Origin of the sequence: Ruminococcus sp. OA3 (assembly GCF_022440845.1) — a bacterium.
Lineage (GTDB): Bacteria > Bacillota > Clostridia > Lachnospirales > Lachnospiraceae > Ruminococcus_G.
In genome coordinates this window covers 2,341,275-2,354,494 of sequence record NZ_JAKNTO010000001.1, presented here as the reverse complement: position 1 = coordinate 2,354,494, position 13,220 = coordinate 2,341,275, and the positions used below count along the sequence as shown (strand labels likewise).

At 45.9% G+C, this 13,220-nt stretch carries 5 protein-coding genes; all 5 read right to left on the bottom strand.

Annotated elements, in window-relative coordinates; all coding sequences use genetic code 11:
- Positions 1-104: 104 nt before the first annotated feature.
- The 5 genes from MCG98_RS10585 to MCG98_RS10565 all read right to left on the bottom strand — a co-directional run bounded on the left by MCG98_RS10585 (position 105) and on the right by MCG98_RS10565 (position 13,174).
- Entirely contained in the window at positions 105-1,676 is a 1,572-nt protein-coding gene (locus MCG98_RS10585) for an ABC transporter substrate-binding protein (protein ID WP_240301950.1), read from the bottom strand.
- Positions 1,673-4,231 (bottom strand): response regulator, encoded by a 2,559-nt coding sequence (locus MCG98_RS10580; RefSeq protein ID WP_240301949.1) that lies wholly within the window; start codon positions 4,229-4,231, stop codon positions 1,673-1,675. Before MCG98_RS10580 ends, MCG98_RS10585 begins: the two co-directional genes overlap by 4 nt.
- A gap of 51 nt (positions 4,232-4,282) precedes the next feature.
- Positions 4,283-9,109, bottom strand: a complete 4,827-nt coding sequence (locus MCG98_RS10575) for a CheR family methyltransferase (protein WP_240301948.1) — start codon at positions 9,107-9,109, stop codon at positions 4,283-4,285.
- Between the two features lie 92 nt (positions 9,110-9,201).
- Positions 9,202-11,778, bottom strand: coding sequence for a response regulator (locus MCG98_RS10570; protein WP_240301947.1), 2,577 nt, complete (start codon positions 11,776-11,778; stop codon positions 9,202-9,204).
- 22 nt (positions 11,779-11,800) lie between these two features.
- Complete coding sequence (locus MCG98_RS10565; protein ID WP_240301946.1) at positions 11,801-13,174, bottom strand: GGDEF domain-containing protein; 1,374 nt, start codon at positions 13,172-13,174, stop codon at positions 11,801-11,803.
- Positions 13,175-13,220: the final 46 nt, after the last annotated feature.

Here is a 13,220-nt window from a genome sequence, read left to right as displayed (position 1 = left end):
GATAGAATTTCCGGTGTAAACATCTGATCGTGGACAACTCCCAGTCAGGCTGCAAAACCTCCGATCAGAAAAATAATCGAGGTTCTTACTGCAAACTCTAATTATCAGTTTGTCGTAATTTCATAATAATAAATGCAGGTTTGATAGGCCGGGTTCTCATAAACACCGCTGATTGTATTGCTTATAACATAATACTGCATTGTGTTATAAGCAAAAATCATATAACATTCGTCTAAGATTTTTTCCTGCATCTGAATATAGAGTTCTTCCGCGGCGCCCTTATCTGTGGCTGTCAGCCTGACGGCTTCTCGATTCTCCTCACCAAAAACATCATCATCCAGGTAGCAGAAATTGTATCCTGCCGAATCCTTGTTGTTCATCAGCAGGGGGGTAAACCACCCGGCAGGATCCGCATAATCCGGCCACCATTTCATCAGCATAATATCCTGGCAGTCATCCGGGTCAGAACTCTTTGCAAGAGCCATCTGGGCATCCCAGTCCATATTTAAAAGTTTTAAATTTACTCCAATTTGAGTAAGATTCTCCTTATATACCTGAAGCATCTCACTATATGCAACATCGCTTCCCATATAAGAAATAGTCACAGTCACATTTACGAAACCTGATTTCTCCAGATACTCTCCCGCCTTTTCCAAGTCGCAGCTATACTGCATCAAATCATCACTGTGTCCCCATAGCCCTGTTGGTACCATACCGCGGGATTGCGCGGCATTATCCTTCAAAACATCATGGACTGTTTCTTCATACGGGAAAGCATATGCCAATGCTTTTCGAAAGTCTGCATTGGAACAAGGTTCGCTTTTTGTATTCAGCATCAGGATTATATTTGTGAATGAATCTGCAGGCACAACAGTTAATCCATCCTCTTTGCTTAATGCAGACAAATCTTCCTGTGTCAGGTCAGACGCAAGCTGGGCTTCTCCCGTCTCCAGAAGTTCACGGCGGATGCTTGAGTCAGACACTTCCTGGATATAAATATTTTTATACTGCTGATCCTTCCAGCCGCCCCGGTAGTTCTCATACGCTGACAGAGTCACCGCTCGCGCTGAGATTGCAGAAATGGTATAAGGGCCACTCCCGCCGTCGTTTCCTTCATTAAACCATTCCAAATCCTTGTCAATCACATTTGGACTCATGATATAAGCACCGTATCCCGCCGATGCAATGAGCGGGACAGATGCACTATAACTAAGGTGAAAAGTGACTTCATATTCCCCAGTCACTTCAACAGACTCCACGCTGTCCCAGATATATGCAGCACCCTTGCCGAGGGCAATCGTCCGGTCGATTGATTTCTTCACCGCTTCCGCATTCATTTTTTCTCCGTCATGGAAAGAAACGTCATCCCTCAGCTTGAAAACCCATTCCGTAGCATCGGCATTGGATGACCACTCGGTGGCAAGCTCAGGCTTGACCTCGCCGGACTGGTCATCATAGTGTGTCAGGGTTTCATATACATTATAAAGAATTTTGACTCCGTTGGACTGCTCTGTACTTGGATCCAGTGTCACATATGGTTCAGAATAATAAGCATGGTACAGGACCTTGGCGTCCTTGCTGTCTGTCTGGGAGCTTTTACTGCATCCGGCAAATATGGAGACAGCCGCCATTAATACCAGCAGAATGGTTAATACCCGTTTCATACTCATCATCATCGCCTTCCCCTTTCGTTGGCAAGCCCAACGTTCCTTAGTTCCCTGAAAAGTCTCTTCATATCAATCGGCTTGGCTACATGACCGTTCATACCGGCTTCCAGACAGGCCCTTATGTCCTCTGCAAAAGCATCCGCAGTCATGGCGATAATCGGAATATTCTGCTTTTCCTTATCCTGAAGAGACCGAATCCCCATGGAAGCTTCACGGCCATTCATAACAGGCATCTGAATATCCATCAAAACAGCGTCATAAGTACCCGTTTCAGCCCGATTCAGAGTATCAACACAAACTTGTCCATTCTCTGCTCTGGTTGCGTCGATCTCATAAAATTTCAGTAATTCTTCTATGATCTCCCAATTAAGGTCATTATCTTCTGCAACCAGCAGATGTAACCCCTGTAAGTCATCCGCAGTGTCATCGGAAACCTCTATTTCTATTTCTCTAGGATGTAGAAACTGATTGAACTTTTTATAGATTACAGATCTAAACATCAGCTTGCTGATAAAACCATCTGCCCCCGCTGCCTTGGCTGTATCCTCCATTCCATCCCAATCATATGCGCTGATCAATAAAACCGTAGCCTCATCACCGGTCCCGGGCTGAAGCGCTCGTATTGTCTGGATATAATCTATTTCCAGCATATGAAAGCTCACGATTATAATCGGGTAATGTTTTGCCGCAGCCATTTTAATCGCTGTATGTCCTTGATTCGCCTTATCAACCGTCGCCCCCATAGAAACGAGTGTGGCCGCTGTGGTATCAAGGAATATATCATCTTCATCTACCAATAATATCCGTAACGGCGGCAGCATGTAATCATTTGTTTTTTCTGCAGTCTGAAGCGGCAACGTAACGGTAAATTTAGTTCCTTTCCCCAGTTCACTTTCACATTCGATAGTACCGTCCATCAAATCAACCATCTGTTTTGTGATCGCCAGCCCCAGGCCGGAGCCTATGACTTTATCAATACGAGAATCTGCCGCCCGGGTAAAGGTCTGATACATATTTTTCATAAATTCTCTTGACATACCGATTCCTGTATCCAAAACGGTATACGTCAGCATCACTTTCCCACAGTTGTCAGGCAGCTGTGTCTCCAAAAAATCTAAGACAACTTTTCCATCCGGATCCGTATACTTAACGGCATTGGTAAGAAGATTGATAAATATCTGGTTCATCCGCAGCTCATCTGCATACAAATATTCGTGTTCCAGATGGTGCAGATATACGTTAAATGCCAGTCTTTTATCCTTGATTTCGGATTTTACGATATTTAAAAGATTCATACTGCATTCAGAAAGAGAGAACACAACCGGGTGTAATATCAACTTACCACTCTCGACCTGAGAAATATCCAGTACATCGTTGACCAGCGTGAGCAGATGACTGCTGGACAATGCTATCTTTTTTAAACAGTCCAACACCCGGACGCTGTTATCCGTATCTTTCATTGCGATCTCGGTTATCCCGATGATCGCATTCATCGGTGTGCGGATATCATGGGACATCGCCGAAAGAAATTGTGTTTTTGCAAGATTTGCGTTTCGGGTTTCCTCCACACTTTTCCTGAGCTGCCTGTTAATGGACAGAATATAACTTCCATCTAATAGAAGCAGCAGGATAAAACCGATGGATGCATAAAAAAACACATGCCAGCCAGATTCCGCTGCAATCACCTTGTCAGCCGAAATATAGCCTACAAACGTACAATTCGGTGTGTTTTTTATCTGGGCACTGACATAATAAGCCGCTTTCCCAGCCTGATCCGCCAGTTCCACCAGGCAATGGTCCTTTTTCTGGAAGGAACTCTGGAAATCACCTATATCTATATAGGACAAATCATTGTACTTTTTGATAAAGCTCCAGAAAGTATCACTTCCCATTGAAGCCGATTGAATGATATACCGCCCATTGATATCAATTAAAGAAACCTCTGCCTCACGGTATGCTCCAGGAAATATCCACTGGGAACCCAACACCTCTACAGGGACCGTCTTTACAAGTATTGCTTTTGCAGGTTTTTCATTTTCATCTTTTATCGTAAGCAGACTGCAAAATCCCACACTCTTGACCCTGTCCAGTGGATTGACATATGTTGAAGAAATATAGATGGTTCCTTCTCCCCGGGTGCCGTTGACCATCTTGGGGAGAATATAGGAAAATGCCTCTGTGAGCTGGGAATAGTCGACTTTGTCACCTTCATTTTCCGGATTTGTAGACAATCCAGTCAATGTGTCATAATATAAGATATTTACAGAAAAATCCGCATTAATATTAACTTCATTCAGATACTCAATAGCTTCTTTCATTGAATAATCGTGGTTCTCCAAATAGGATGCCCAGCTGTCACATTCATTCTGCAGGCTGCTCATATATCCGTAAGATAACTGGGCAGTAGATTCCACAGCCGCTGTAAAGGATTCCCGTGCCGCCGCCGCATTATCGCCCCGCACATCTTTGGCGTAGCTGGCATAAAGGATCAATATACAGGCCACGATAACCATATTGCCGAGAGCAAGCACGATATATTTACCTTTTCCCCGTTTATTTTGCATTCGCACTTCCCCCTTTATTTGACTAACAAATGTGACCATGTGGAAGCATAATCAATCCATATAGTTTAAGATACTGTGAAACAGTTTTTCCATATCAATCGGTTTCGACAGATGCTCATTCATTCCGGAATCCAGGGAACGCGCTATATCCTCCTGAAATGCATTGGCACTCATCGCCAGAATAGGAATGGTTTTTGCGTCTGCATGTCCGCAGTCCCGTATCTGACGGGCAGCATCATATCCATTCATGACCGGCATCTGGATGTCCATAAGGACGATACTGTAAGTTTCTTCCGGTGATCCGGTAAACTTGTCGACAGCCTCTTTTCCATTCAGCACTAAATCCACCTCAAATCCAAAAGAACGCAGAAGCGTTTCTGCAATCTCTCCATTGATGAGATTATCCTCCGCTACCATAACACGCAGCCCCTTATAGCGGGCATCGCACATAGGCAGGATTTCCTGCTTTTTATCCTCATCCAGGATTTCCATCGTGAGTGTAAAGGAAAACTCCGTTCCAGCGCCTTCGATGCTTTCGACTTTCAGCTCACCGCCCAGCATCTCCACCAGGTTTTTACAGATGGTCAGGCCCAGCCCACTCCCTGAATTTCCGTATAACTTGTCATGTGAGCCCTGATCAAACGCCTCAAAGATGCGTTCCTGATCCTCTTCGCGGATGCCTTTCCCATTGTCCTGGACCTGGAACGTAAATTTAGCTTCCCCCGCTGTCATTGCAGCTTCCTCAATATTCAGCAGCACGATACCAGAACTGTCAACGAATTTAAGTGCATTTCCGGTAAGATTTGCCAGTATCTTATGCAGTTTCACTTTATCTGTCATCACATACCTGTGAAGCAATTTTCCCGCGTGGGTGAGACCGACCCCTTTTTCTTTGGCTAATGCATCGAATTCACCGATCACATCGGAAAGCAGCAGCCTTAAGTCCACCGGTTCCATATCAAGCTCCATCTTCCCGCTCTCGATTTTTGACAGATCCAATACATCACTGACCAGCTGCTGCAGGTGAAGGGAGGAGCGTTTTAGCTTATTTAAACAATCCTGCAGTTTTTCCCCGTCATGGCGACAAAGCAGTGCACTGTCGATCATGCCCACGATCCCGTTAAGAGGAGTCCGAATCTCATGGCTCATTTTGGAGAGAAAATACGATTTGGCCTTATTGGATTTTGTGGCAACTGCAAGCTTGGTCTCCGCCTCACGCAGCAGTTCCCTCTCTGTGCTGTCCAGAAACGTAAACTGTACCACCCTCGCGCCGTTGTCCTCCATTATAAGATCCACAGCACCCTCAATGGGCATATTCCTGTCCTTCAGTTTAAGAACCCCGGTCAGACGTCTGCGCTCCTCCATTTTTACGGACTGCATCAGTTTACCGATACTGCTTAAATTCAGGCCATCCTTCCCGCTGTCTTCTGTCTGCTGATCGAACAGTTCTCTTTCGAGTTCAGCTGTATCAGCGCCGAGAAGGTTGACTGCCTCCCTGTTAACAGCGAGTACTTTACCGCTTTCGATATCCGCCTGGATCACACCGCACACTGCCATGTTATACGAAGTTTCATACAAAAGGTCATAACGGTCCCTTTCGTCCTTGAGTTGCTTCAGTGTGGCTTTCTCCTCTGTTGTATCTATAAATGTGCTTTGTATCAGCAACTTGCCGTCGGGAGCCGCGATAAGTTTTGAAGCTCCCGTCACCCATCGGATTACCCCGTCTGCACGGACAATGCGGTGATCAAAGCTGGCGGAGTCCCCTCTCTTTTTAAGAGCCAGCATCATTCCCGCGATCTCTTCCCTGTCCTCCTCAAAAGTGATCTCCAGCATTGTTGGTCCGCCAAGGTTTTTAAACTCTTCCGTGGAAGAATAGCCCAGCATACGGATTGCCTCTGGATTCATGCTCACAAAGCGCATGGTCTTGTCACCATATTCGTACTGTGCGATTCCGCAGAGCATATTTTGATAAAGCGTGTCATAATTATCCCGTTCTTTTTTCAACTGCTGTTCATAGTCTTTTATCTTTGAGATATCCATGATGATGCCTTGAAGTTCGATCAGACCGTCTGCCCCAAATACCGCTGCCTGAATGGAATACCACCTGACAGGCAGTCCAGGTACACAGCCGCGGTATTCCTCTTTTAATATCCCGTCCCCGTCTGCGGCCGCTTCTATCTGCCGTTCCATTTTCTCCCAGTCCTCACGTAATATCATGCGGCTGAAGTGGTTGTTAAACTGCCTTTTTACCTCGGCAGGACTGTAACCGGTCAGTGCATAGAAGCTGTCGTTGGCATAGTCGATCACCAGCTCTCTGTCGTAGTGCATCCGCACTACGCCGCCAGGAACACTGTCCGTCAGCTGCTTTAGTTCAAATTTTGCCGCCTCCAGCCGTTTTGTGATATCAAACATGGTCACCAGCAAACCACCCACCTGTTCCGGCTTTTCGTGGTAGGGCCGGATCCGTACCAGCCATATGATGTTATTGGCATCCGTCACTTCTTTTTCAATGATCGCCCCTGTCTCAGATACCGTTTTCACATCGGAAATAAAGGCTTCGTATGTATCAATGAAATTAATATGGTATACCGGGCGCCCCAAATCAGTAGGGAGGAGATTGGTATTCTGCAGCATAATGGGTGTGATCTTGCGGATCTTCATATCACGGTCCACATAAAGAGCCCCTACCTCTGCATTGACCAGCAGATTGTCAAAGTCTGTGTATGCCGTGGTCAGTTCCACAATCTTACTCTGGTGCTCTGCGTTAATGGTATACAGTTCTTCATTGATTGACTGCATCTCTTCATTCGTGCTCTGCAGTTCCTCGTTGGAAGCCATCAGTTCCTCATTGGTTGCCTGAAGCTCTTCGTTACGGGATTCTGACTCCTCCATCGCCAGTGACAGCTTCCAGTTGCTTTCCCCCAGCTCCTTTTCAAGCTGACTGATACGGCTGTTTTTTAACTCACTGATATCCAGTGAAATTTCACCGACCGGTTCTTCCTTTATGATCTGCCCGATCCCAATCTGGATCAGATAGTAGTCTTCACCTTCAATGTTAAAGTAGCTTATTTTAATCTTCAGGCATTCGTTCGGATAATCGGCTACTCCGGCCACACTTCTCTCGATAACAGAACTCCCTTCTTCCTTTAGCTCCTCCATAATGTGGTTTAGAAGAATCGTAAGGCTCGGGGCAAAGCAGGAACTGATGGAATTATCAAACGTCCCATCCTGCAGGCTTAAATACTTGCCTCCGCCCTGGATAATCTGTACGATCTTTCCAAAACCGTCCACCAGGACTGACGGACCTGCAAACGCAAAAAGAATTTTCTCAAAAATATTGGCAGCCTGAACTTTTGAGCGCTGGCTGGCAGAAGGGGAATCCGTTGACTGCCGTGGGTGATACAGATTATCCCATAGATAGAAACCATTATTTTCTGTATGGTAACCTTTTATTTTAATATAGATTTTCCACTTCCGGTCCAACGATTCAAACGCCTTATCCATATCACCCAGAGATTCGCTGCTGCCAAGGAACAGATATCCGCCCTCATTGAGGAGATGGTAAAAATTTTCAATGGCACGCTGCTGCACCTCTGTTTTCACATAGATAAACATATTCCTGCAGACAATAAGATCCAATTTGGAGAACGGGGCATCCCTGAATATATTATGTTTGGCAAAAACGATCATCTTGCGGATCAGGTCCTTGACAACATACCTCCCCTCTTTCTTGTCAAAATATTTCTCTATAATGTCATCACTTACATCGCTTAGATTTCCCTCGTTGTAGAAGCCTTTCTGGGCCACTGCTATGGCATCCGGGTCCGTGTCTGTAGCAAAAATCTTCACATCCACATTGCACTTTAACCGCTCCATATATTCGCAGACCATGATCGCAATGGAATACGCCTCCTCACCGGTGGAACAGGCGATACTCCAGATGCGGACAGACCGTTTTGCGCGGAGCAGCACAGACAGCACCTGTTCACCAAGACTCCTGAAAGCTGCCTCATCCCGAAAGAAGGAAGTTACCCCAATAAGAAGGTCACTGCATAAAAGCCGCTTTTCTTCCTCTGAGGAGAGCAAATGGTCAATATATTCCTCAATTCCGGCAAATTTGTTGATGGCTATGCGGCGTTCGATCCGGCGAAATATGGTATTCGGTTTGTAGGCCGTGAAATCAATATCGGAATACCTCGTTACCGCGTCGATCACCTGGTCAAAATACCGGCCCATTTCTTCATCCTCAATGCCATCCTCATGATGGATGTATTGGATGTTGGGGTTTTTTAAATAATCCCGTATAGCCAATCCAATTTTAGATACTTTCTCTGTCAGATCCACCAATCCTGTAGAAAGCGCACTCTGGGGCATGGAGGCGTACTGTGCTTCCAAAGGCTTCTGTACAATAATGATCCCCCCGTTTTCCTTAACTGATCCTATGCCGATCGTACCGTCCGACCCACTTCCTGAGAGGATCACTGCAATAGTATGGATATCATTTTCCGCTGCAAGTGAATTGAACATCTGATTGATGGGGGTATAGCGCTGCAGCCGGTCCTGCACTGGTTTTAGATGCAGCCTTCCCGCTTCTACCTCCAATAACATCCCCGGCACGTTTAAGTAGATCTCGTTGGGCCTAAGTTCCATATTTTCCTCCGCCAGCCTTACCGGCATTTTAACTGACTTCTGAAGGATCTGATCCATCATGCTCACGGAGTCTGGGGACAGGTGCTGTACAACGATGAAGGAGGCACCTGTATCAACCGGCATATTCCGAAAAAGTTCCTGCAAAGCCTCCACACCTCCCGCGGAGGCTCCAATGCCAACACAATATTTTGACTGGCGTTTCAGCGTTTCATGGCCATTGTTTTCCATTGTATTTATATCTCCTTCTTTTAATCTTATATATGTCTGCTTCAGACTCTGCGGCATGACGCCAATTTTATATTTATAGGTAACTATAATTTTCAGATGAGATAACGATGCAGAACTTGATATAGACGCTCTAAATCAATAGGTTTCTCAAGATGGTCGTTCATACCGGCTTCTTTGGTCCTCTGCCGGTCATCGTAGAAAGCATTGGCCGTCATAGCAACAATGGGGAGTGTTTTTGTATCATTACGTTCTAAATTCCGAATCGCTGCTGCTGCGGTACAGCCATCCATAACGGGCATCTGAACATCCATAAAAATCAACTGGTAATAGTCCGGAGGCGAGGATTGTACCTTTGCAAGGGCGATTTTTCCATTTTCGGCCGTCTCTATCTCCGTACCGGTTGCGGCAAGCAGCTCCACTGCGATCTCCCGATTCAGTTCATTGTCCTCCACCAGTAACAGGCGCTGCCCGCAATAGTGACGTTCCTGCTCTGCTCTGACCGTTGGGGAACCATGTCTATTTCCCCGCAGGAACTGCTTCAGTTTATAGACAAGATGGGAACGGAACAGGGGCTTGGTGATAAAGCCATTTACCCCCGCCTCCTGTGCCTGGTCCATCTGCTCAGACAGATCGTAGGCGGAGATGATAATAACGGGCAGTTCATAACCGACCTTTTCACGTATCAGACGTATTGCCTGCATCCCATCCATCCAGGGCATTTTGAGATCCATAATGACGGAAAAATAATCCCTGCCTGACTGATGGGCTTGCAGAACCTTATCAACAGCATCCTTACCGTCCATGACCCACTCGGCTGTCATGCCCAGATCAGTCAGCCGCTTACAGGTATTGCTGCAGACGATCTCGTCATCATCTACGACAAGGACCGACAGCCCTGCCAACTCTGAGTCGTCAATGGGTTCTTCCTCAATCCGCAGATAAAGTGTGGCGGTGAACCGGCTCCCTTTTCCCCATTCGGACTCTACCAAAATCTGTCCGCCCATCATCTCCGTGACCGTCTTACAGATGGCCAGGCCCAACCCCGTACCCTGGACAGATTTAATCCGCTCGTCCTCCACCCGCTCAAACGGCTCAAATATCCGGCTTAAGAAATCGGATGATATCCCAATCCCGGTGTCTGCCACAATAAATTGATACCGGGCGTACCCCCCACGATCCGATGGTGTCTCGTTGATCTCCAGCAGCACCTCTCCCCCGTCAGGCGTGTACTTGACTGCGTTGGAAAGTAAATTGATGAGCAGCTGCTGTAACCGCTGCATGTCACTGATAATCTTTTCATGGGCAACATCGTTGTTCCGCGCCTTGAATTTCAAATGTTTGCCCGCAAGCAGAGGCTGTATCATGGTCACAACGCCCTGTACCATATCCGCCAGATCCACATTTTCTTCTGCAAGTACAATGTGTCCGCTCTCCATCTTCGACATATCCAGAACCTCATTGATAATGTTGAGCAGCAGTTTTGAGGAGGACGCTATTTTCTCCAGATAGTCTAAAACCCTGGCGGGATTATCTATGTATGATTTGGCAAGTGTTGTCATTCCCATGATAGCATTCATCGGCGTGCGGATATCATGGCTCATATGGGAAAGGAACTCTGCCTTGGCCTGATTGGCCTTTTCCAATTTCCCGGTGATCTCCTGCTCCCTGGCCAACATTTCCTCCAGGCCTGACTGCAGGTAATGTTCCTCAGACATATCCGTATAGGTGGCGTAATAAGTCCTGTATTCCGGAGTGCTCTCACGTAAATTTAAATCCGCATTCACCCAGACATAGGTTCCGTCGCCCCGGAGTAGGCGGTATTTTTTTACCGTAAAGTGGTCTTTGGAAAAACCCGCTTTATATTCTCTTCGTACCCTGCTGTAATCCGGCTCTGGGATATTTGCAAAGAAATCCTCGAAATACTCCCCCTCCAGAGGGGCGGCATTGAGATCGGGAACAACCGCGTCTTTTGCGGTGCGGGGTATGCGAAGCATACGGTACAGTCCCAGATTACCGTACTGTGGATTGGCACGGCCATCGGGATAAATGTTTACGACAATGACACCGGCAGAGATGCCGTCCAGCAGTGCATTGGCGGTATCGGTCCGTTGTTTGGAAGCATGGAGGGATTCCTCAAGGTTCTGCCGGGTCTGCTCACTCCGTTTTGTGTAGCGTGTTTTTAAGAGGAAGGTACCGATCACTTTAGATAGGGTGAGAAGCCCGGTCCGTATGATTTCATCATTTTCCCAATCTTTCCTGCACGAGGTAGAATCGGAAACACCCAAATAAGCGCAGCTGTTCTCCTGCCTGATCGGACACAGCAGGACTGTGCGTGTACCGCATTCCCGAAACACTTCCGTGATGCTTCCCTCCGTGTCATCCAGGCACAAACACAGTATCTCTTTGTCTCCAATAAGATGCCTTGTCTTGTCAAAGAAATCCTGGGTGATACGTTCCGTCTGTTCGATTGGCTCCCCAGTCGATCCCTCCGGTTTCCAAAAATAAATATTCATCACTTTGTTGTTGGAAATTTCGGTTAAGTAAACACTGCTCGCGGCAAACAATTCTCCAATCATGGCAAGCGCCTCATAGATTGCCGCTTCAAAATCAGACGATGCCCATAAGACACTGAGGACATCCTCTCTTAACTTTCCCAGTTTTTTATACATTTGATATCCCTCCATTCGCGCATTAATCTTCATAAAAAGAAAAACTGTTTTTTCCACCATGTTTGGAAAAATATAGCGCTGCATCTGCATCTTTATAAAAGTCAGCAAAGCTTTTCCCCTTTGAAAACGCAATTCCGACACTGAAGGAGACTTTACCTCTTGCATCCTCTTTAAACAGGTATCCGGATATACGGCCATATAATAGTTTCATATATATCTCCATCTGTTTACGGCCGTAATCCTCTGGAAGGAAGATACCAAACTCATCCCCTCCTAACCGCCCAATCACAGCATCTTCCGGAAAGGTGGTCCTCAATATATCTGCTATTATGATCAATACTTTATCACCAAAGGGGTGGCCGAGGGTATCATTTATGGTTTTGAAATCATCAATATCCAGTATCATGAAAACACCGCTGCTTTGTTTTGAAAGGCTGTCCACACGTAAATTAAATGTATTCTTGTTGTAGATACTCAGGATCGTGTCATACTCCGCACGCTTCTGCATAACGATCTGCTGGCGCTTTGAATCGTCGATATTTTTGACATACATGATTCCTTTTCTCTCACCAGTTACAATGTCAGTGATCAGCCGGATAACCGTCATCACCCAAATAAATGAGCCTTTTTTACCACTCCTCATCCTATATTCGTATTTGACTTCCTGTTCATCATTTTGATAGGCTCTATCAATATTTTTTAATAAAAAAAATTTTAGATATGACTCTCTGTCTTCCACTGCCACATAATCGGATATGTGCTCCCTGGCATACTGCTCATAAGGGGTTCCATCTTCAACATATGCACATATTTCACTGTTAAGCTGGCATTTTTCATAAATGTCTTTAGAGAAATTAACGATATAGAACGCTATGGTGTCTGAAAGCACGGCCATACGATACTGCTCCTCCACGGCGTATACTTCTTCACCGATTTTATCCCGTAGGCTTTGCAGTGTTTTCTCTGCGAATTTGAGGGGATACGCATCAATATTCTCCTCCGTAACTATCGGGGTTGAAGCGTGCAGGCAGCAGATCTTCCATTCGTTCTCCTCTTTTATAAGGGTCAGTGACTGCGAAAACCTGCTTTGAGTCACCATTTCCTGACATTTTGCCGTCACGATCACATCGGCACAAAGTACAGACATATCTTCTCTCAGGAGCCTTATCTCTGTACGTCCAAAATCGAGGAAATGGGACACTTCATTTTCCTCTTTAATCCCAGCTGTGAATACATTTATAATATCGTTTTTGGAAGTCACAAATCCTTGTTCACCGATCCCGATCCCTATGATAGTGTCTGAAAGACAGGACAAAATTTTATCCTGATCTTTTGATATGAGACCCCCGTCTTCAAATTTATAAAGCACCTCTTTGATTCTGTCTTCCTCAGTCATATCCATATCCCCCATATTTTATAAGTTATTCGGTCCGGGCATGGGG

Coding starts and splice junctions, on each gene's coding strand:
- MCG98_RS10570 (WP_240301947.1), bottom strand. CDS start 11,778: ATGTATAAAAAACTGGGAAAGTTAAGAGAGGATGTCCTCAGTGTCTTA.
- MCG98_RS10575 (WP_240301948.1), bottom strand. CDS start 9,109: ATGGAAAACAATGGCCATGAAACGCTGAAACGCCAGTCAAAATATTGT.
- MCG98_RS10565 (WP_240301946.1), bottom strand. CDS start 13,174: ATGACTGAGGAAGACAGAATCAAAGAGGTGCTTTATAAATTTGAAGAC.
- MCG98_RS10585 (WP_240301950.1), bottom strand. CDS start 1,676: ATGATGATGAGTATGAAACGGGTATTAACCATTCTGCTGGTATTAATG.
- MCG98_RS10580 (WP_240301949.1), bottom strand. CDS start 4,231: ATGCAAAATAAACGGGGAAAAGGTAAATATATCGTGCTTGCTCTCGGC.